The sequence below is a fragment of the Stenotrophomonas sp. PS02298 genome (assembly GCF_029959445.1).
Taxonomy (GTDB): Bacteria; Pseudomonadota; Gammaproteobacteria; order Xanthomonadales; family Xanthomonadaceae; genus Stenotrophomonas.
On the sequence record NZ_JASCOR010000021.1, the window covers coordinates 1 to 19,813 of the forward strand.

Below are 19,813 nucleotides of genomic sequence, written 5' to 3' on the forward strand. Positions count from 1 at the left end.
CCGCGAGGGCGGATGTGTTCGAATACATCGAGCGGTTCCACAACCCGAGGATGCGACGAAGGGTCGCCAGGCAAGACCAGAAGTTCTCAGCCCTTTTACAACCGTCCGTGATTTCGGGGTAGAACCCTTGAGCTCAACCAGCAACCGGATGCCGGCGGTGTCTTGGCGCAGCGAGTTGTTGGTGCCGCGCAACGAGGCCAGTGCGGCGTCGCCGCCCAGATAGGCTTCGAGGGAGATCCGCGGCGGCGATGCCGGCGTCCCTGCAGCAAGCGTCGCCAAGTACTCCCGCACTGTGGGCTGGTGAAACAGGTGAGGCGTTAGCTCGTAGGCAAGATTGCGCCCATGCAACTGCCCGGTGACCACCGCGTGGATGGCCTCCAGCAGGGTGGACTTGCCGACCTCGTTGTCGCCCACCACCAGGTTCATGTGGGCGTTGAGCGGCAGGTCCAGATGCCGAAACGACTTGAAGTTTTCGATGACGATACGTTCGATCGGCATGCACAGTCCTTTGATGACCAACGGGCTCGGTGGCGGAGCCTGGCCGCACCCTGGCTGGCCTCCTTTCCGCTCTGGGCCAGACTACCCAGCGATCGCCGGCCTTGGGCGGTTTCGTACTATTTGGGGCGCTGGGAAGGGCATGAATCGGCCTTACGCGGGATAATTCAATATTATCCCGCCTTTAGATACGACCCGTACTCGGCGAGTAGTGTAACTTGATTGGTATGTAATTACGTGGTATGTAATACATTACGAAATAGTCGGAGAGTGCGATGGCACGCGGCGGCTTGTACAAGAGCGACATCCAGAAGGCCCGCGATGCGCTGCGGGCACAGGGCAAACACCCGTCGGTGGACGCGGTGCGGGTGGCGCTGGGCAACACCGGCTCCAAGACAACCATTCACCGCTACCTGAAGGAGCTGGAAGAAGATGAAGGGCAAGGCCTTGGCGCCAAGGTCGCGGTCAGCGACGCGCTACAGGACCTGGTCGGTCGGCTTGCCGGTCGCCTACACGAGGAGGCCGAGGCTGTAATCGCCGAGGCCCGGCAGCGCTTCGAAGCGCACTTGCAGGAGCGTAGCGAGGCGCTGGAACGCACCCAGCAGGAGGCGTCCACGCTGAGCGCGCAGCTTCAGCGCATTGAAACTGCCTTACGCGAAGAAAAGACGACCCACGCCGCAGCCCAGCAGGCCTTGGCCGAACGGGTCACCGAGGTCGCGCAGCTCGGCGAACGGATCGCGGGACTGACCGCGCGGCTGGCGGAGCACGAGGCGCATGCCCAGTCGCTGGAGCAGAAGCACCAGCATGCTCGCGAGGCGTTGGAGCACTACCGCACCTCGGTCAAGGACCAACGCGAACAGGAACAGCGCCGCCACGAGCACCAGGTGCAGGAACTGCAGGTCGCGCTGCGCCAGGCCAACGAGGCGCTGACCGCCAAGAACCACGAACTGGTTCAGCTCAACCGCGACAACGGGCAGTGGCTGGAACGCCACAGCCGCCTAGAGAGGGAACTGGCGCAGGTGCGGCAAGCTGCGGACGACCAGCGGAAGGAGCTGGACGCGCTGCGGCTTACGGCTGCGGAGTACCAGGCCTTGCTGGCACGCTGGACCCAGGACGCCCAAGCGTTGGAGAGCGCACGGGTCAAGCTGGCCAATGCTCACGCCGACTTGGCCAAGGAGCGAGAACGGCGTGAACAAGCCGAGGCCGAAGCGTTGCGTGCCGGTGTGCGCCAGGACACCTTGGAGCAGTTGCTGGCGCAGTTGCGGCCCGATCGCGCCGACAGTTCAGGTACCAACAAAAATCCGGCAACCAAATGATTTCACGGAAGAAAAAAAAATTCTGGGGGGCATTTTTGCACGTATCTCGGCTTAACCCCACATCCGCCATCCTTATGGGGTTTCCATGGGGGGTGCGCGTGACTTTGTCCGTCGACTCAACACCGACCTTCGCTCGACGCCTCCAACAAGCCCGCCTGCACACGGGTTTGTCGCAGAAGGAGTTGGGCATCCGGGCCGGTCTGGATCCTTACGTGGCCAGCCCCCGAGTCAACCAGTACGAACGTGGCAAGCACGAGCCCAAGCTGGAGACTGCTGAGCGGTTGGCCCAAGCGTTGGGGATCCCCGCCGCCTTCCTTTACACCGACGATGATCTGCTGGCCAAGTTGCTCCTGCGCTGGGGCTCGCTAAGCAAGCAGCAGAAGCGGGAGTTGGTGAAGCTGATCGAGGCCACACCCGAGAAGTAAACCGAACAAGCGCTAGCCCTATGGGCAACCCTTCGCCTCAACCCGCCCATTGGGCGCTCCTGGAGGGAGCTGCAGTGGCCGTGACTAGTGCGACTGACAAGTGGCGGCATCTCAGGCCTACTTGAGATTTTGTTCACGACCGATACACACGCGCCTTGTCTAAAGTGATTTACAATGTCGCCCGTGTCAGCCTCCTCACTTCTACTGCGACTGCTCCTGATCGTCATGCTCGTGCTTAACGGCGCGTGGTCGGCATTTGCGTCGATCAGTATGAACCCGGCCATGGAAGCGCAGGCCAGCGAAGTGGCTGCCGCGGTGCAAGGCGACGAAGACTGCGTCGCCCATCACAGTGCTGAGAATCATCCCGATGCCACCTCGATTGAAAGGGCTGGCACTGGGCATGGCGACCATGCCGGTCCCGACTGTTGCAAGTCTTCTGCGTGCCGGTGCGCCTGCGTACACGCGTGCGCGAGCGCACTTCCGGCGCGCCTGCATGTTTCGGTGCAACTGGCCTTGGGCCTGGATGTCATGCCGCTGCCCCTAGGGCATGCGGCACCTGCCTTGCCTCATCTGATCCGACCACCGATCGGCTAAGCGTCCCTAAGCGCCGCAATGGCGCCGTTGGTGTGGCTTGCATGCCTATTTATAGGCCAGCCGCCCGCTCTGTACCACCGCCCGCCGGTGGCAACACGACGCTTGGAGCATTTTCATGTCGCATGATGATTTTCGTGGTCCACACGGTGGACCGCCGCTGCTACCTTCGCGGCGGCGATTTGTCCAGGGCTTGGCCTTGGGAGGCGCAGTCGCAGGATTAGGTTTCTGGCCCAAAGCCAGTTGGGCGCTCAAGGGCCCGGGACAACCCAACGTACTATCGGGCACCGAGTTTGACCTAACCATCGGCGAGACGCCGATGAACTTCACCGGCAAGACCCGCACCGCGATCACCGTCAATGGGTCCGTTCCGGCGCCGTTGCTGCGTTGGCGGGAAGGCACCACGGTCAACCTGCGTGTCTCCAATGCATTGCCCGCTAACTCCCTCCATGGCGCGGACACCTCCATCCATTGGCACGGCATCATTTTGCCGGCCAACATGGACGGCGTGCCGGGCCTGAGCTTTGACGGTATCGGACGTGGTGAGACCTACCACTACCGGTTCACCCTGCATCAGGGCGGCACCTACTGGTACCACAGCCACTCGGGGTTCCAGGAACAAGCCGGGCTCTATGGCCCGATCATCATCGACCCATTGGAGCCGGAGCCCTTCAGCTTCGATCGCGACTACGTCGTGATGCTGAGCGATTGGACAGACCTGGACCCGACGGCCCTGTTCGATCGTTTGAAGAAGATGCCGGGCCATGACAATTACTACAAGCGCACGGTCGGCGATTTTGCGCGCGATGTGAAGCGCAACGGCCTGTCGGCCACGTTGGAAGATCGCAAGATGTGGGGCGTGATGCGGATGACGCCCACGGATCTGTCCGACGTCAACGCCAACACCTACACCTACCTGATGAACGGCACGACCTCGCTGGGCAACTGGACCGGTTTGTTCCGCAGTGGCGAGAAGGTGCGCCTGCGTTTCATCAATGGCTCTGCCATGACGTACTTCGATGTGCGTATTCCGGGGCTAAAGATGACCGTGGTGGCAGCAGATGGCTTGTATGTCCATCCGGTTTCCGTCGACGAGTTCCGCATCGCGGTAGCAGAAACCTTCGATGTGATCGTGGAGCCCTCCGGGCAGGACGCATTCACCATCTTTGCCCAAGACTCCGGTCGCACCGGCTACGTCAGCGGCACGCTCGCCGTGCGCGAAGGATTACGCGCGCCCGTTCCGTCTGTGGATCCCCGGCCGCTGCTGACGATGGCAGACATGGGCATGGATCATGGATCGATGGATATGTCTGGCGGCAGCAAGGGCATGGAAGGCGGCTGTGGTGCGGCCATGGGCATGCCTGGCATGACCCCACCTGCCAGCGGTAACGCGACCTCGGCCCATGCAGGCCATGCGATGCCCGCCGCCGGCGATGGTGCCATGGCAGGCATGCAGCACGGGGGCATGCAATCACACCCTGCCAGCGAGACCAACAATCCCCTGTTGGACAACCAGGCCATGAGCGTGAGTTCGCGCTTGGATGATCCGGGTAATGGCCTGCGCGATAACGGCCGTCATGTACTGACGTATTCCATGCTCAAGAGCACCTTTGAAGACCCTGACGGACGCGACCCCGGTCGCGAGATCGAGCTGCATCTGACCGGACATATGGAGAAATTCTCCTGGGGCTTCAACGGTCAGAAGTTCTCCGATGTCAAGCCGCTGCGGCTGAACTACGGCGAGCGTATGCGCATCGTATTGGTTAACGACACGATGATGACCCATCCCATCCATTTGCACGGCATGTGGAGTGACGTGGAGGACGACAACGGCAACTTCATGGTGCGCAAGCACACGGTGGATATGCCGCCGGGTAGCCGACGCACGTATCGCGTGCGTGCCGATGCGTTGGGCAGCTGGGCGTTCCATTGCCACCTGCTTTATCACATGGAAGCCGGAATGATGCGCACGGTGAGGGTCGACGAATGAACATCAATAGACGCGATACCACCCTGACTGCGCTGACGCTGGCTATCTCGCTGGCCCTGGCCAATGCGGCCAGCGCCCAATCCATGCAGCACGGCTCCATGCCGATGGAGCAGGGCGCGCAGACCCAGACTCAGGATCACTCTGCACAACAGGCGCCGACATCAAAACCTGCGCCAGCCCAAAAGCCTGCAACACCGGCCAAGCCGAGCGAAGCGACGATCGATCATGCGACGATGGGCCACGCCGCGCCGCAGGCTAAAGCAGCCGAGCCTGCCATGCAGGGCATGGACCATTCGCAAATGGGGCACGTCTCGCCCGCGAGCACACCTGCGGCGCCCACAGCACAGGCGCAGTCGATGCAGGGCATGGATCACAGTCAGATGGCACAGCCCGCTGCAGCCGACACCTCTAGTACGGCCACGCCTGCGATGCAGGGGATGGACCATTCCAAGATGGGGCACGGCGCGCCTCCGAGCACGCCCGCAACGCCCAAAGCGCAGACACAGTCGATGCAGGGCATGGACCACAGTCAGATGGGACACGGGCCTGCAGTGCCAACGCAGCCGCGCACCCCGATACCCGCGGTGACGGACGCGGATCGCAAGGCGGCCATCGCGCCGGAACACGCGCATCCGGTGCATGACAACTCGATCAAGAGCTACGTGCTGCTCAATCGCCTGGAAGCCTGGGATGCCGATCCGGGCACCGGGCTGGGCTGGGAGGGCCAGGCTTGGATCGGTACGGACCTCAATCGCGTCTGGCTCCGCAGTGAAGGCGAACGCACGGATGGTCAGACCGAGTCGGCTGATCTGGAAGTGCTCTACGGCCGCAGTATCTCCACGTGGTGGGATGTGGTGGCCGGTGTGCGTCATGACTTCAAGCCTGGGGCATCTCAAAACTTCGCCGCTATCGGTGTACAGGGCTTGGCGCCGATGAAGTTCGAAGTGTCCGCCACAGCCTATCTCGGCGAAGGGGGCCAGACTGCCGCCAATGTCGAGGCCGAGTACGAATTGCTGCTAACCAACCGGCTGATCTTGCAGCCGCTGGTGGAAGTCACCGCCTATGGCAAGAACGATCCATTGCGCGGGATAGGTTCGGGTCTGAGTACCGCTGAGGCGGGGCTACGACTTCGTTATGAGTTCACCCGAAAGTTCGCTCCCTACATCGGCGTGGTGTACGAGCGCGCGTTTGGCAATACCGCAGACATGCGACGCGAGCATGGCGAGTCCTTTGAAGACACGCGCTTGGTCATCGGCCTTCGTACCTGGTTCTAAGGGGAACTGACAATGAAATCCAACAAAAGGATGTGGGTATGGCTCGGTGCCGGCGTGGGATTGGTTGCGGTCGCGGCAACTGCCACGGTCTCTCTGGGCGTGTACAACGTGGCCGCCGACGATCCGCATAGTCGCCCGGTGTATGCGCTACTTGAAACGGCGCGCGAGCGTTCCATTGAGGTGCGCGCCGCCAAGCTTCAGGTGCCCACGAACCTGGATGATCCTGAGCGTATCCGCCAGGGTGCGGGCAACTACAACGCCATGTGCGTGACCTGCCATCTTTCGCCAGAGGCGGCGGCCACCGAGATGAGCAAGGGCCTGTACCCCGCGCCACCGAACCTAAGCAAACAGTCGGTCGCTCCAGCTGAGGCGTTCTGGGTGATCAAGCACGGCATCAAGGCCAGCGGCATGCCCGCGTGGGGCGGCAGCATGGACGATGAGTTCATCTGGAACATGTCGGCCTTCCTGCAGAAGCTGCCCACGCTGGACAAGGCCGGTTACCAGGCGTTGGTGGCCAGCAGTGATGGTCATTCGCATGGCGGCGGCGAGACGCAAGGCCACCATGACGACGAAAAGGCCGAGGATCACCCTGCCCTATTCGAGCCGGGCAACAACTCCATGCCGCATGCGCACCCGCCGGGCGTGGACGACGATCACCACGGCCCGACACCCAGCGACACGGAAGTCGGGTTGGTGAGCCACGGCCATCCCGACGGCAAGGTGGAGTCGCACCCTGCACCACACACGCCCGTGGCCGATGACGGCCATGCGCACACCCATTGATCTCCTTGGAGCCCACGCAATGAACGCAACAGCAATCTCGTTCACCCTCGCACTGGCACTGGCCGTCGTGTCCCCCGCAATGGCGCAGGCGACACAGCCGCACGCACATCACCCCGCTGCCGCGGCATCTGCGGACGTCGACGTCCCAGTCACTGCAGAGGCCGCGGTCGCCGTAGCGGAGCGTTTCAACAGGGCCCTGTCTAGCGGCGATCTGGCCACGGTCGAAGCCCTGCTCGCTGCCGACGTCCTCATCCTCGAGTCCGGGGGTGCCGAGCGCAGCCGCGAGGAATATCTGGGTCATCACGCAGTCAGCGATGCGGCATTCCTCAAGGGCGCCCATCGCCAGCTGCTCCGTCAGCGTGCACGCACCGCTGGTGAGTTCGCATGGGTCGGAACCGAAAGCGAGCTGCACGCCCAGAAAGACGGTAAGCCACTGACCGTCCAGAGCACCGAGACCATGGTGCTGAAGCAGACCACCGACGGTTGGCGGATCGCCCACATCCACTGGTCTTCGCGGACCAAGCGCTAAGCGGAGAACCAGAAATGAAAACCTGCAGATTGAACCGACTGGCGTGGGCGGCTTTTGCGGTCGCCGGCCTGGGTGCCTGCACCCAAGCGGCTACACCCGCGCAATCCACCATCGCGCCCACTGCACAGGTCGTCCCGGAAACAGCCGACGCGACTCCAGCCGCCCTGCCACGCATGACCGTCCACAAGACCCCGACCTGCGGGTGCTGCGGTAGCTGGATCGACCACGTGAAGAAGGCGGGGTTCACCGTGGATGTGCATGACATGGATGACCTGGGTCCGGTCAAGGAGCGCCTGGGTGTCCCCTATGCAAAGGGCTCCTGCCACACGGCCGAGGTCGACGGATACGTCATCGAAGGCCATGTCCCGGCCGAGGACATCAAGCGCCTCCTCGAAGAAAAGCCGGACGCACGCGGCCTGGTCCTGCCCGGAATGCCGCTCGGTTCGCCGGGCATGGAGGTCCCGGAAGGACGCCAGCAGCCGTATACGGTCGAGCTGGTCCATCACGACGGAACCACCGAACCCTTCGCACAGCATTGATCCGCAAGAGCAACAGGGGGCGGTGTTGCGGGCGCGCCGATTCTCGTCCGCGATGAAGCAGGAGATCCACATGACTCACCATTCCGAAGACCACCGGTCTCAGGCCATGAACGAGTGCATCGACAACTGCACGCAATGCCACGCGATTTGCCTTGAGACCATCAACTATTGCCTGAGCAAAGGAGGTGCCCACGCAGCCCCGGAGCACATCGCCCTGCTGGCGACGTGTGCCGATATCTGCGCCACCAGCGCCGACGCCATGTTGCGTGGCGCCAGCGCTCACTCGGTGGTTTGCAGTGCCTGCGCGGAGATCTGCCGCCAGTGCGCCGAAGCATGCGACGCCATGAACGACCCGGAGATGGCGCGCTGCGCCGAAGTTTGTCGCCGTTGCGCGGAAAGCTGCAGCGCCATGGCGGCTTGACGCGTCGAGGATCCCGCCTGAGCGGCGGGATCCTCATCTCAAATATCAAAAGCCGACCAACCGTGGTTTCGGTGACAGCCCGACACCTAACGCTTGTCGGATCCAACACAGCACGGCGCCGAACGGGGCTTTGCATCACATTCGCAATGAGGATTTATCCCTATGAAATCATCAAACGTCCTTCGCTCCTTCGCGCTCGTCCTCGCGATTGCGGCTGGGCAGTTCTCCCTGCAGATCGCGCACGCCCACGCCGCGCTGCAGCAGTCCACACCGGCGGCAAATGCGGTGGTGGCTTCGCCGGGCCAGATCGATCTCGTGTTCAACGAAACATTGATTCCGCGGGCGTCGCGTCTCAAGTTGCTCATGAAGCACGGCAGTTCCACCATGCCGATCGAGAATTTCACGACCGAGATCGTCAACAACGGTAAGACCCTGCGTGCCAAGTTGCCCCAGCCGCTGACTCCGGGCGTCTATACCGTGGAATACCGCGCCGTCGGTGGTGACAACCACCCCATGCCGGGCAGCTTCAGCTTCACGGTGCGCTGAGGAGTCGCGAATGTTCGACCTGTCGGCTTATGCACTGAGATTCCTGGAATACCTTGTCATCATGGTTCTTTTCGGGGTTCCACTCTTCGGTTGGTACGGGTCGCGTCGATCGGCACTCGCCGACGCCTTGGCCGGGTGGTCACTCATGGGCGTTCTATTGGCGGGTGCCGTAGCCGGTCTCGTGCTCACCGGGCTCGATGTCGTCTTCAAGACCGCGGGCATCATGGGAATGCCGCTTGCCGAGGTTGATCGCGCATCGCTTGGCTGGTATCTGCTCGAGACGTCCGCGGGCCGGGCAGCCATGGCGAGAGGCGCGCTGCTGGTCGCCCTGATGTTCGTGCTCGGATGGCATCGTCGCCGCGGGAAGGTGGAGACCGCCTTCCCGCTGGGGGCGATGCTGGCGGGCGGCGCACTCGCTTCGCTGGCATGGAACGGCCACGCCGCCGCTGGCGAGGGCTTGGCAGGCGCGGTCCGGCTTGCTGCAGGCATCGTCCATCTTCTCGCGGCAGGCGGCTGGATCGCAGCGGTCCTGATGTTCCTTGCCATGCTGCTGCGCGGCAAAGAGACGAACGGCAGCGGGCGTCTGCGATCAACGCATGACTTTCTGCATGGTTTTTCGACGCTGGGAACGATCTTCGTTGGTGCGCTCATCGTGTCCGGCATCGCGCACTACGGGGATCTCACCGCGTGGTCGTTTTCGGCCCTGTTCCAGAGCACCTACGGGAAGTTGCTGCTGTTCAAACTGGCCCTGTTCGCTGGAATGCTGGGTTTGGGAGCGCTGCACCGATGGACGCTGGTGCCGCGCTTGGAACGAGCGCTGACCAGCGGAGATCCCGCGCAGGAGGTGCGGGCTTTGCGGCAGAGTGTTACGGCTGAGGCCGCGCTGGCCATCTTGATCCTGATTGTTGTTTCAGTGCTCGGGACGCTCAGCCCCGAATAGCTGTGTAACCCGCAATGGCACACTGCCTTGGCAGTCCATCCCCACTAAAGCGAGCATCGGCATGAACTCACCGTCGTCCCATGACCATCACCATTCTGCAGGCGCAGCCCCTGTCGAGGCTGCGGATGGACGGGTCACCGATCCGGTCTGTGGCATGCAGGTCGATCCCGCCACGACGCAGCATCATGCGACCCACGCCGACACACCTTTCCACTTCTGCTCGGAGCGATGCCGCGCGAAGTTCGTGGCCGATCCGGAGCGCTATCTGACGCCCCAGGACGAACCCGAGGTGGCACAGCCCCGCGCCATCTACACCTGCCCGATGCACCCGGAAGTCCGGCAACAAGGTCCAGGCAACTGTCCCTTCTGCGGCATGGCGCTGGAGCCGGAAATGCCGAGCCTGGAGGACGATGACAATCCGGAACTTCGCGACTTCTCGCGCCGGTTCTGGTGGACGCTTCCGCTGACTGTGGTGACGCTCGTGCTGGCCATGTTCGGCCAGTACCTCCCGCGTGTCGTGCTGGGCGACGTGCAGATCCTGCCGTTGTCGATCGACGTGCAGACCTGGGTCGAGCTGGTCTTGACCACACCAGTCGTGCTGTGGGCCGGCTGGCCGTTCTTCGAGCGCTGCGTGCAGTCGATCCGCAACCGCAGCCCGAACATGTTCACCCTCATCGGGATTGGCGTTGCGGCCGCCTTTGGCTACAGCCTGGTCGCCACGCTGGCACCCGGCTTGTTCCCACCGTCGTTTACCGAACATGGGCGCGTCGGGGTGTACTACGAGGCGGCGGCGGTGATCGTTTCGCTGACCCTGCTCGGCCAGATGCTGGAACTGCGGGCGCGCTCGAAAACGTCCGCGGCGATCAAGGGCCTGCTTGGCCTGGCGCCGAAGGAAGCCCGGCGGGTCAACGCCGACGGCACCGAGGAAGACATCCCGCTGACCCACGTCCACGTCGGCGACCACCTGCGCGTGCGTCCCGGCGAGAAGGTGCCGGTGGATGGCGAAGTGGTGGAAGGCCGCTCCAGCGTCGACGAGTCGATGCTCACGGGTGAACCGATTCCGGTCGAGAAGACCGCAGGCGACCAGGTCATCGGCGCGACCCAGAACGGCACCGGCGCGCTGGTGATCCGCGCCGCCAAGGTGGGCTCCGACACCGTGCTGTCGCAGATCGTGCAGCTGGTCGCGCAGGCGCAGCGCTCCCGCGCGCCGATGCAGCGGATGGCCGATATCGCGGCCTACTGGTTCGTGCTCGCGGTGCTGGCGATCGCGGTGGCCACCTTCTTTATCTGGGGCTCCTTCGGTCCGGAGCCGGCCTGGACCTTTGCGGTGCTCAACGCGGTCTCGGTACTGATCATCGCCTGCCCCTGCGCGCTGGGCCTGGCGACGCCGATGTCGATCATGGTCGCCACGGGCAAGGCGGCGCAGGTGGGCGTGCTGTTCCGCGACGCCGAGGCCATCGAGCACATGCGCCGCATCGACACCCTGATCGTCGACAAGACCGGCACCCTCACCGAGGGGCGCCCCGCCTTCAAGGAAGTCGTGGCCTTCGAGGGCTTCGACGCCGACCGGGTCTTGCACCTGGCCGCCAGCCTGGACCAGGGCAGCGAGCACCCGCTGGCCGACGCCATCGTCGCCGAGGCTCGACGCCGGAACTTCGAGTTCGACCGCGTGGAGGACTTCGACTCGGTGACCGGCATGGGTGTGCGCGGGTCCGTGGCCGGCCATGCGCTTGCGCTGGGCAATACCGCGCTCATGGACGACCTGGGCGCCAATCCCGCTGCGCACGTCGACGTGGCCGAGCGGATGCGCCGCGAGGGCGCGAGCGCCATGTTCCTGGCCGTGGACGGGCGCCTGGCGGGGCTGGTCGCGGTTGCCGACCCGATCAAGGCGTCGGCCGCGGCGGCCATCAACGAGCTCCACGCCGCCGGGCTGCGCATCATCATGGCCACCGGCGACGGGCTCACCACCGCACGGGCCGTGGCCACCGAGCTGGGCCTGGACGAGGTGCATGGCGAAGTCCGCCCCGAGGACAAGGCCGAGCTGGTGCAGCGCCTCAAGCGCGAAGGCCGGCGGGTGGCGATGGCGGGCGACGGCATCAACGACGCCCCGGCGCTCGCCGCGGCCGACGTCGGCATCGCCATGGGCACGGGCACCGACGTCGCGATGTCCAGTGCCCAGATCACCCTGGTCAAGGGCGACCTGCGGGGCATCCTGCGCGCCCGGAAGATCTCCCAGGCCACCGTGGCCAACATGAAGCAGAACCTCACCTTCGCGTTCCTCTACAACGCGCTGGGGGTGCCGGTCGCGGCCGGGGTGCTCTACCCCGCATTCGGGATCTTGCTGAGCCCGATGGTCGCGGCGCTTGCGATGAGCTTGAGCTCGGTGTCGGTGGTGGCCAACGCCCTTCGCCTTGCCAAGTCGGCCGCCGTACCGTCCTCGCCGACCACATCTGTGCCGCGCCAGCCCCTGGGCCTGGCCAAGGATTGACTTGGATCAATTGCATCGGTTCCAGTAAGAGGTAAGCTCACGCCATGGTCCGCATCCGCCATCGGAACTTGTTCCAGCGCACCGCCCTCCTCGCGATGGTGGCCCTGCTCTGGTCCCAGTTCGCGCTCGCAGGCCATGGCGATTGCCTGGATCTCCCAGTCACGCCGGCGGCGTTTGTCGCTGCCGCCACCGACACCCGACACGACCATGGCCACGGCTGCGATGCCGAGCTCCCCTCAGCGAGCAAGGCAGTGTGCGACGCGCACTGCACCGAGGGTGACATCTCGGCGGACAGTGGGCGCATCCCTTCGATTCCGCCGCTGCTGGCCGAAGCCTGGTTCTCCTGGCTTGCGATCGCCGCGATTGCGGATGCTGCGCCAGGTGTCACGGCTACATGGGTGGATTCGCCGCCCAGACCCGCCTGGCACCGACCTACCGCCCATCCAGCGGCACTCCTGCTGATCTGATGCCTGGACGCTGACTGCTCCGCACGTCTGTGCGGCGCAGTCCTGTGCGTTCGCGCCGTGGCTGCGTCACGGCATGTGTTCCTGCCCTCGTCCGAGCGACCTGCGTCGCGTCGGCCCAAGGACACTGATATGGCATCCCCGTTCGACCGACTGCCGGCCAGGCGCCTGCACCCTCGCCCTCTGTCCCGCCGTCTGCCACCGCTCCGGCACCTTCTTGCCGGCGTGCTTGCCGGCGCCTTGTGGGCCCTGGCGCTGCCGGTGACCGCCACCGAACCCGTCCCGGGGCACAGCCTCGAGTCGATCCGCGCCTGGGTTCTGGAACACAACCCGGAATTGCGGGCCATGGACTTCGAGGCCCAGGCCGCCGAAGCACGGATCCAGCCAGCGGGCGCCCTACCCGACCCGACGGCTTCCCTTGGATTCCGCGGCCTCGATCCGGACAAGCCCTGGCGCTCCGCCGGTGCCGAGCGCGAGGTCAACTACGCGCTGCGCCAGCGCCTCCCGCTTTGGGGCAAGCGCGCCCTGGCGCGGACCGCGGCCAGCCAGGACGCGGTCGCGGTCGGACTCGATCGCCTCACCACTGCGCGCGACTTGCTGGCCGACGCCGAGGCGGCCTACGCACGCTACTGGCATGCCGACCAGGCCGTGGCCGTGCTTGATCGCCGCATCGCCCTGCTCCGCCAGGTGGAAGAGATGGCCGGCGTGCGCTACGCCCTGGGTCGCGCGGCGCAGCAGGATGCCATCCGCGCCCAGGTCGAGCAGACCAGCCTCCAGCGCGAGCGGATCGAACGCCTCGCGACCAAGCAGGAGGCGGCCGCCACCTTGAACGCGGTGCTGGGGCGCCGGTCCGATGCACCGCTGGCGACTCCCGACGAGGCGCCGCGCCTCGCCGTCCACAGCGCCTCGCTTGCCGAGGCACTGGATGACGCCGATGCGCATCCCGCGGTGCGCTCGCAGCAGGCTCGCGCCGAGGCGGCGCGCACGAACGTGGTACTGCAGCGTCGCAACCGCTTTCCCGACATCACCCTGGGCGTGGGTGCGATGCAGTTCGGCAACGGCATCGAGAGCACCGAGCTGATGTTCGAGGTCGAGATCCCGTTCCAGCAGCGTGCCCGCCGCGAGCGCGAGCGCGAATCGCGCCTGCTCGAAGACGCAGCGCTTGCCCGCAGGGACGCCACGCTGCGGGCCGTCGAGGAACGCGGCGCTTCCGCCTGGTCGCAGTGGACCAACGCGCGCGAGCGTCGCGGACTGATCGAGAACACGCTGCTGCCGCAGGCCGACGCCACCTGGCAGTCCGCCCTGGCCAGCTACCAGGTCGGTGAAGTCGACTTCGGGACGCTGCTGGAAGCACTCAATGAATGGCAGGGCGCCGACCTCGCACGGGTCGATGCACTGCGTGACGAACTGTTGGGCGCCGCCGCCGTGCGCGCCATCGAAGGAGAGATCCGATGACCCGTGTCCAGACCCTGTCGCTCGCCATCGGCGTTGCACTCGCCGCCCTCGCCGTCGGCTGGATTGCCGGCCGCGCCACGAACGACTCCCCGACCGCGGGCACGTCGATCGACGGCCCGGCCGCAGAACGCAAGGTGCTCTATTACCGCAATCCCATGGGCTTGGCGGACACGTCGCCGGTGCCGAAGAAGGATTCGATGGGTATGGACTACGTCCCGGTCTATGCCGACGACGCACCGCCGGCGGCACCGGGCACGGTGGTGCTGCCGCCGGACAAGGTGCAGGCGCTGGGCGTGCGCACCGAAGCGGTCAAGCGCGGAGCCCTGTCCGCTACCGTGCGCACCAGCGGCACGGTCGAGGTCGACGAGACCCGGCAGTACGCGATCGCCCCGCGCTTCGAAGGCTGGGTGGAGCGGCTGTACGCGAACCAGACCGGCATGCGGGTCAGCGCCGGGCAGCCGCTGCTCTCCGTCTACAGCCCGCAGCTGGCCGCGGCGCAGCAGGAATACCGGCTGGCCGACGAGACCGCCCGCAGGCTGGCCGGGTCCGATCCCGCGAGCGCGGCGTCGATGGTCCGCCTGCGCGATGCCGCCCGCACCCGCCTGCGCAACTGGGAAATCAGTGACGCGCAGATGGGCAAGACGGGCCTGGTGCTCACCGCGCCCGCGGACGCGGTCGTGATCGAGAAGCCGGTGGTCCAGGGCGCGCGTTTCGAGCCCGGCGAAACCATCCTGCGCCTGGCGGACCTGTCGAAGGTGTGGGTGATCGCCAAGGTGCCGGCGGCGCAGGCCGCGGGTATCCAGCCCGGCCAAACGGCCCGCTTTGAAACCGTGGCCCTGCCGGGCCAGGTGGCCGAGGGCGAGGTCACCTTCGTGCAGCCCGTCATCGATGCGATGACGCGCACCGTGGATGTGCGCATCGCCCTGCCCAACCCCGCTGGCGACCTGCGGCCCGGGCTGTATGGGACGGTGGTGCTGGAGGAGCCGGGGGCTGGACCGGTCCTGACCGTTCCGCGCTCGGCCGTGCTCGACAGCGGCACGCGCCAGGTGGTGCTGGTCGAGACCGGCCCTGGCCGCTTCGCACCGCGCGATGTCAGCCTGGGGCGGCGCGGCGGCGATCGCATCGAGATCCTCGACGGCCTGACCGAGGGCGAGCAGGTCGTGGTCTCCGCCAACTTCCTGATCGACGCCGAAAGCAACCTGCAGTCGGCACTCCAGGGTCTTGAGGGTCACACAGGACACGGCGCGCCTTCGGGCACCGCTGAGGATCCACACGCCGGGCACGGCGAGGACGCCGCCGACCCGCACGCAGGTCATGGTGACGAGGCCTCTGATCCGCACGCCGGTCATTCCATGCCGGCTACCCCGGAAGAGACTCCGCCCGCCCCCACCGGCCACGAGGGGCACTGACATGCTTGGCCGTCTCGTTGAATGGTCGGTGCGCAACGTCTTCCTGGTGCTGCTGATGGCGCTGGCGATTGTCGCCGGTGGCATCTACGCACTGATGAACACGCCGCTGGACGCACAACCGGATCTGTCGGACGTGCAGGTGATCGTGTTCACGGAGTACCCGGGGCAGGCGCCCCAGGTGGTCGAGGACCAGGTCACCTATCCGCTGACCAGCGCCCTGCTCGCGACGCCGAAGTCGAAGGACGTCCGCGGCTTCTCGTTCTTCGGCGCCTCCTTCATCTACGTCATCTTCGAAGAAGGCACGGACCTGTACTGGGCGCGCTCGCGCGTGCTCGAGAACCTCAACGTCGCGTCGAAAAACCTGCCGGCTGGCGTGGCACCGGCACTGGGACCCGACGCGTCCGGCGTGGGCTGGGTCTACCAGTACGTGCTGCAGAGCGACCGCCACTCGCTGGACGAGCTGCGCGCGATGCAGGACTGGTACCTGCGTTACCAGCTCACCACCGCGCCCGGCGTGGCCGAGGTCGCCAGCGTCGGCGGCTTCGTGCGCCAGTACTCGATCACCGTCGATCCGGTCCGGCTGCGCGAGTTCGACATCCCGATTTCACGCGTGTCCGAGGTGATCGCCGAGAGCAACCGCGACGTCGGCGGCCGCGTGATCGAGATGGCCGAGACCGAGTACATGGTGCGGGGCCGCGGCTACCTGCGCGGTATCGAGGATATCGAGAGCCTGGTTCTGCGCGCCGAAGGGGGCGCACCGGTGCTGATCGGCGACGTCGCCCGGGTCGAACTGGTACCCGATGAGCGCCGTGGCATCGTCGACCTGGACGGCGAAGGCGACGTTGTGGGCGGGATCGTCATTGCGCGCTTCGGCGAAAACGCCCTGGCCGTGATCGGGGGGGTGAAGGACAAGATCGCCCAGCTTGCGAGTGGACTCCCCGAGGGCGTCAGCGTCCAGGCGGTCTACGACCGCTCCGATCTCATCGTGCGCGCGATCAAGACGCTACGCACGACGCTGCTCGAGGAGAGCCTGATCGTCGCACTGGTGTGCCTGGTATTCCTGTTCCATGCGCGCAGCGCGCTGGTCGCGATCGTCATGCTGCCCGTCGGCGTGCTGATCGCGGTGATCGCGATGCGCATGCTGGGCATGAACTCCAACATCATGAGCCTGGGCGGCATCGCGATCTCGATTGGCGTGATGGTCGACGCGGCGATCGTGATGATCGAGAACGCGCACAAGCACATCGAGCGCTCCGACGGCTCCCGCAGCCGGACCCAGCTGATCATCGATGCCTGTCGCGAGGTCGGGCCGGCGCTGTTCTTCAGCCTGATGATCATCACCGTCTCGTTCCTGCCCGTGTTCGCCCTGGAGGCTCAGGAAGGTCGCCTGTTCAAGCCGCTGGCCTTCACCAAGACCTTCGCGATGGCCGGTGGCGCGCTGTTGTCGATCACGCTGGTACCGGTACTCATGCTGCTGTTCGTGCGCGGCAAGATCGTGCCCGAGCACAAGAATCCGGTGAACCGGTTCCTGGTTGCGGCCTATCGGCCGGTGATCAACGTCGTTCTGCGGCATCGCATGGCCACAATCATGTTTGCGTTGGCCGCCCTGTTTGCAAGCCTGTGGCCTGCATCGCGGCTGGGCAGCGAGTTCATGCCAACCCTCAACGAAGGCACGCTGCTGTACATGCCCGCGTCGCTTCCGGGCATGTCGGTGACCAAGGCCTCGGAGCTGCTGCAGCAGCAGGACCGGATCATCAAGGGCTTCCCGGAAGTGGAGTCGGTGTTCGGCAAGGCGGGCCGTGCCCTGACGGCCACCGATCCCGCACCGCTGGAGATGTTCGAGACCGTCATCAACCTCAAGCCCGAGGACGAATGGCGGGACGGCATGACCACCGACAAGCTCATCGCCGAGATGGACGCGGCGCTGAAGTTCCCGGGCGTCGCCAACTCCTGGACGATGCCGATCAAGGCGCGCACCGACATGCTGGCCACCGGCATCCGCACGCCCGTGGGCATCAAACTCTTCGGCACGGACCTTGAGCAACTCGACGCGCTGGCCACCGAGATCGAAGCCGTGGTGCGCGAAGTGCCGGGCACGACCAGCGCGTTCGCCGAACGCCTGACCGGCGCCTACTACCTCGACATCACCCCCGACCTTGGCAGCCTGGCCCAGTACGGCGTCACCCTGGGCGAGGTGCAGAACGTGGTGGCCGCCGCGCTGGGCGGCGAGATCGTCACCACCATCCTCCAGGGCCGCGAACGCTTCAGCGCGATCGTGCGCTATCCCCGCGAACTCCGCGACGATCCGCACCGGATAGGCAGCCAAGTCCTTGTGCCGGTGCCCGGCGGCGCCCAGGTGCCGCTGGGCGAACTGGCGCGGATTGAGGTCAGGAAGGGTGCGCCGAGCATCCGCACCGAGAACGCGATGCTGGCGGCGTACATCTACGTCGACACCCGAGAGAGCGATCTCGGCCGCTACGTGAAGGCTGCGCAGGAAGCGGTCACCGAGCAGGTGCAGTTCCCGCCTGGCTACTACGTGACCTGGAGTGGACAGTACGAATACATGCAACGTGCCGCGGAGAAGATGCGTGTCGTCGTTCCGGTGACGCTGGCGCTGATTTTCCTGCTGCTGTACCTCAACTTCCGCCGTGTCACCGAGTCGCTGATCGTGATGCTGTCGGTGCCCTTCGCACTGGTCGGTGGCATCTGGCTGATGTGGATGCTCGACTACAACACCAGCGTCGCGGTGATCGTGGGCTTCATCGCGCTGGCCGGCGTCGCCGCGGAAACCGGCGTGGTGATGCTGATCTACCTCGACCACGCACTTGAAGCGCGTGCCGCGCAGAGGCAGGCCGAAGGCCGGGCACTGGATTCACGGGACCTGCGCGAGGCCATCATCGAAGGCGCGGTCGACCGCGTGCGCCCGAAGATGATGACCGTGGTCGCGATCATGGCGGGCCTGCTGCCCATCATGTGGAGCAGCGGTACTGGCTCGGAAGTCATGCGCCGAATCGCTGCGCCGATGGTAGGTGGCATGGTGTCTTCGACCATCCTCACCCTGGTCGTGATCCCGGCGCTGTACTCGCTGATCAAGCAGCGGCAGCTGGCCAGGAAGCCGCACCCCTCCTCCGCACTACCCAAGGAGAAGTAGTGATGGGGCCGTTCAACGCAGGCAGGGACCGACGGCTCATGCAACTGTGGCCGCGAACATCCGTCCGTCCACGGCCAATTCGCGCGTTACTGGCTTCGCCCACCGCAAGGCCGGTTGACCTGTGTGCGAGACACAGGTCTAGCCTGATCAACACCTCGCCGGGAGCAAGCCGATGACGACCAAGGAAGAAGTGACGCTGCCGCTGATGACGGTCCGCCAGCTGGCACGGCAGGGCGATGTCACGGTGCATGTGGTGCGCAACTACCTGCGGCGCGGTCTGTTGCAAGCGGCCACGCATACCGAGGGCGGCTACCAGTTGTTCTCCACCTCGGAGCTCCTTCGCCTGCACTTCATTCGCACGGCGCAACACCTTGGCTTCACGCTGGGGGAAATCGAGGAAATCATCCACCACAGCCTGCTGCGACATAGTCCCTGTCCGCTTGTGCGGGACATCATTCGGCGCAGGCTCGACGACACCCGCCAACAACTGGACAGGCTGCTCGCCATGCACGGACGAATGGAGCGTGCCATCCACGCCTGGGCGGAGCTTCCGGACTCCATTCCGACTGGCGATGACGTCTGCGCATTGATCGAATCTGTTGCCGCTGCTGAAGGCGGCGGGTTCGTCAAGTCCACCCCCCGGCGACTTCTTGGACGCCGCCCCACAGAGGAGAATTTGCCATGACAGCCTCCAGTCCTGCCCCCTCAGGCTCCCGACGCTGGGTCTTCTGGATCTTCCTGGCGCTGGCCGTGTTCTATCTCGCCGTCGAGCACCGCGCCCACCTTGGGGGGACGCTTCGCTGGTTGCCCCTGGCCATCCTGCTGCTATGTCCCTTGATGCATGTGTTCATGCACAAGGGGCATGGCGGTCATGGAGGTTCCGGAAGTCATGGGCGCGACGGCAATGCCGACGACACACCCCATGGCCAGCATGAGAGCCGTAGCAAGCGGGCACTGAACGACGAAACGTCCGACACCTCGAACGGAGGGCACTGAC

At 65.3% G+C, this 19,813-nt stretch carries 18 protein-coding genes and 2 pseudogenes; 19 read left to right on the forward strand and 1 reads right to left on the reverse strand.

Going from position 1 to position 19,813, the window contains the following annotated elements; genetic code table 11:
- A pseudogene (locus QMX78_RS05295) lies at positions 1-122 on the forward strand (IS3 family transposase); the annotation flags it as partial.
- Between the two features lie 7 nt (positions 123-129).
- Here QMX78_RS05295 and QMX78_RS21585 read toward each other — a convergent pair.
- Positions 130-498: pseudogene (locus QMX78_RS21585) on the reverse strand (AAA family ATPase); the annotation flags it as partial.
- A gap of 272 nt (positions 499-770) precedes the next feature.
- On the opposite strand from QMX78_RS21585, the gene QMX78_RS05305 reads away from it, so the two are divergent.
- From QMX78_RS05305 to QMX78_RS05390, 18 genes are all read left to right on the forward strand, one after another.
- Complete coding sequence (locus tag QMX78_RS05305) at positions 771-1,811, forward strand: DNA-binding protein (RefSeq protein WP_017354988.1); 1,041 nt, start codon at positions 771-773, stop codon at positions 1,809-1,811.
- A 74-nt stretch (positions 1,812-1,885) separates the two neighbouring features.
- Positions 1,886-2,236, forward strand: a complete 351-nt coding sequence (locus QMX78_RS05310) for a helix-turn-helix transcriptional regulator (RefSeq protein WP_049404629.1) — start codon at positions 1,886-1,888, stop codon at positions 2,234-2,236.
- A gap of 174 nt (positions 2,237-2,410) precedes the next feature.
- Positions 2,411-2,830, forward strand: a complete 420-nt coding sequence (locus QMX78_RS05315) for a CopL family metal-binding regulatory protein (RefSeq protein ID WP_080354476.1) — start codon at positions 2,411-2,413, stop codon at positions 2,828-2,830.
- 115 nt (positions 2,831-2,945) lie between these two features.
- The gene (locus QMX78_RS05320) at positions 2,946-4,817 is read left to right on the forward strand and encodes a copper resistance system multicopper oxidase (RefSeq protein WP_017354985.1); all 1,872 of its coding nucleotides are present in this window, start codon (positions 2,946-2,948) and stop codon (positions 4,815-4,817) included.
- Positions 4,814-6,091, forward strand: coding sequence for a copper resistance protein B (locus tag QMX78_RS05325; protein ID WP_017354984.1), 1,278 nt, complete (start codon positions 4,814-4,816; stop codon positions 6,089-6,091). The genes QMX78_RS05320 and QMX78_RS05325 overlap by 4 nt, the downstream gene beginning before the upstream one ends.
- A gap of 12 nt (positions 6,092-6,103) precedes the next feature.
- Entirely contained in the window at positions 6,104-6,874 is a 771-nt protein-coding gene (locus QMX78_RS05330; RefSeq protein WP_026070603.1) for a cytochrome c, read from the forward strand.
- Positions 6,875-6,893: 19 nt separating this feature from the next.
- Complete coding sequence (locus tag QMX78_RS05335) at positions 6,894-7,403, forward strand: DUF4440 domain-containing protein (RefSeq protein WP_026070602.1); 510 nt, start codon at positions 6,894-6,896, stop codon at positions 7,401-7,403.
- Positions 7,404-7,417: 14 nt separating this feature from the next.
- Complete coding sequence (locus tag QMX78_RS05340) at positions 7,418-7,942, forward strand: DUF411 domain-containing protein (RefSeq protein WP_229301210.1); 525 nt, start codon at positions 7,418-7,420, stop codon at positions 7,940-7,942.
- A 70-nt stretch (positions 7,943-8,012) separates the two neighbouring features.
- A complete protein-coding gene (locus QMX78_RS05345) occupies positions 8,013-8,363 on the forward strand; it encodes a four-helix bundle copper-binding protein (RefSeq protein WP_026070601.1) in 351 nt (116 codons plus the stop codon).
- Positions 8,364-8,525: 162 nt separating this feature from the next.
- Positions 8,526-8,909 carry a copper homeostasis periplasmic binding protein CopC gene (gene copC / locus QMX78_RS05350; protein ID WP_017354979.1) on the forward strand — a complete coding sequence of 128 codons (384 nt, stop codon included), beginning with the start codon at positions 8,526-8,528 and terminating at the stop codon, positions 8,907-8,909.
- Between the two features lie 10 nt (positions 8,910-8,919).
- Positions 8,920-9,849 carry a copper homeostasis membrane protein CopD gene (gene copD, locus QMX78_RS05355; protein WP_017354978.1) on the forward strand — a complete coding sequence of 310 codons (930 nt, stop codon included), beginning with the start codon at positions 8,920-8,922 and terminating at the stop codon, positions 9,847-9,849.
- A gap of 61 nt (positions 9,850-9,910) precedes the next feature.
- Positions 9,911-12,337 carry a heavy metal translocating P-type ATPase gene (locus tag QMX78_RS05360; protein ID WP_154352391.1) on the forward strand — a complete coding sequence of 809 codons (2,427 nt, stop codon included), beginning with the start codon at positions 9,911-9,913 and terminating at the stop codon, positions 12,335-12,337.
- A 44-nt stretch (positions 12,338-12,381) separates the two neighbouring features.
- Positions 12,382-12,804, forward strand: coding sequence for a hypothetical protein (locus tag QMX78_RS05365; protein WP_049404632.1), 423 nt, complete (start codon positions 12,382-12,384; stop codon positions 12,802-12,804).
- 258 nt (positions 12,805-13,062) lie between these two features.
- Positions 13,063-14,256, forward strand: coding sequence for a TolC family protein (locus QMX78_RS05370; RefSeq protein ID WP_229296417.1), 1,194 nt, complete (start codon positions 13,063-13,065; stop codon positions 14,254-14,256).
- Entirely contained in the window at positions 14,253-15,665 is a 1,413-nt protein-coding gene (locus QMX78_RS05375) for an efflux RND transporter periplasmic adaptor subunit (RefSeq protein ID WP_017357198.1), read from the forward strand. The genes QMX78_RS05370 and QMX78_RS05375 overlap by 4 nt, the downstream gene beginning before the upstream one ends.
- 1 nt (position 15,666) lies before the next feature.
- Positions 15,667-18,816, forward strand: a complete 3,150-nt coding sequence (locus QMX78_RS05380; RefSeq protein ID WP_049404640.1) for a CusA/CzcA family heavy metal efflux RND transporter — start codon at positions 15,667-15,669, stop codon at positions 18,814-18,816.
- Between the two features lie 172 nt (positions 18,817-18,988).
- Entirely contained in the window at positions 18,989-19,501 is a 513-nt protein-coding gene (locus QMX78_RS05385) for a MerR family transcriptional regulator (protein WP_017357196.1), read from the forward strand.
- Positions 19,498-19,812 carry a DUF2933 domain-containing protein gene (locus tag QMX78_RS05390; RefSeq protein WP_065427866.1) on the forward strand — a complete coding sequence of 105 codons (315 nt, stop codon included), beginning with the start codon at positions 19,498-19,500 and terminating at the stop codon, positions 19,810-19,812. Before QMX78_RS05385 ends, QMX78_RS05390 begins: the two co-directional genes overlap by 4 nt.
- Position 19,813 lies beyond the last annotated feature (1 nt).

Bases quoted from the DNA above. Each gene is read 5' to 3' on its own strand.
- QMX78_RS05340 (WP_229301210.1), top strand. From the start codon at position 7,418: ATGAAAACCTGCAGATTGAACCGACTGGCGTGGGCGGCTTTTGCGGTC.
- copC (WP_017354979.1), top strand. From the start codon at position 8,526: ATGAAATCATCAAACGTCCTTCGCTCCTTCGCGCTCGTCCTCGCGATT.
- QMX78_RS05310 (WP_049404629.1), top strand. From the start codon at position 1,886: ATGGGGTTTCCATGGGGGGTGCGCGTGACTTTGTCCGTCGACTCAACA.
- QMX78_RS05360 (WP_154352391.1), top strand. From the start codon at position 9,911: ATGAACTCACCGTCGTCCCATGACCATCACCATTCTGCAGGCGCAGCC.
- copD (WP_017354978.1), top strand. From the start codon at position 8,920: ATGTTCGACCTGTCGGCTTATGCACTGAGATTCCTGGAATACCTTGTC.
- QMX78_RS05320 (WP_017354985.1), top strand. From the start codon at position 2,946: ATGTCGCATGATGATTTTCGTGGTCCACACGGTGGACCGCCGCTGCTA.
- QMX78_RS05345 (WP_026070601.1), top strand. From the start codon at position 8,013: ATGACTCACCATTCCGAAGACCACCGGTCTCAGGCCATGAACGAGTGC.
- QMX78_RS05335 (WP_026070602.1), top strand. From the start codon at position 6,894: ATGAACGCAACAGCAATCTCGTTCACCCTCGCACTGGCACTGGCCGTC.
- QMX78_RS05385 (WP_017357196.1), top strand. From the start codon at position 18,989: ATGACGACCAAGGAAGAAGTGACGCTGCCGCTGATGACGGTCCGCCAG.
- QMX78_RS05390 (WP_065427866.1), top strand. From the start codon at position 19,498: ATGACAGCCTCCAGTCCTGCCCCCTCAGGCTCCCGACGCTGGGTCTTC.
- QMX78_RS05330 (WP_026070603.1), top strand. From the start codon at position 6,104: ATGAAATCCAACAAAAGGATGTGGGTATGGCTCGGTGCCGGCGTGGGA.
- QMX78_RS05365 (WP_049404632.1), top strand. From the start codon at position 12,382: ATGGTCCGCATCCGCCATCGGAACTTGTTCCAGCGCACCGCCCTCCTC.
- QMX78_RS05375 (WP_017357198.1), top strand. From the start codon at position 14,253: ATGACCCGTGTCCAGACCCTGTCGCTCGCCATCGGCGTTGCACTCGCC.
- QMX78_RS05380 (WP_049404640.1), top strand. From the start codon at position 15,667: ATGCTTGGCCGTCTCGTTGAATGGTCGGTGCGCAACGTCTTCCTGGTG.
- QMX78_RS05325 (WP_017354984.1), top strand. From the start codon at position 4,814: ATGAACATCAATAGACGCGATACCACCCTGACTGCGCTGACGCTGGCT.
- QMX78_RS05305 (WP_017354988.1), top strand. From the start codon at position 771: ATGGCACGCGGCGGCTTGTACAAGAGCGACATCCAGAAGGCCCGCGAT.
- QMX78_RS05315 (WP_080354476.1), top strand. From the start codon at position 2,411: ATGTCGCCCGTGTCAGCCTCCTCACTTCTACTGCGACTGCTCCTGATC.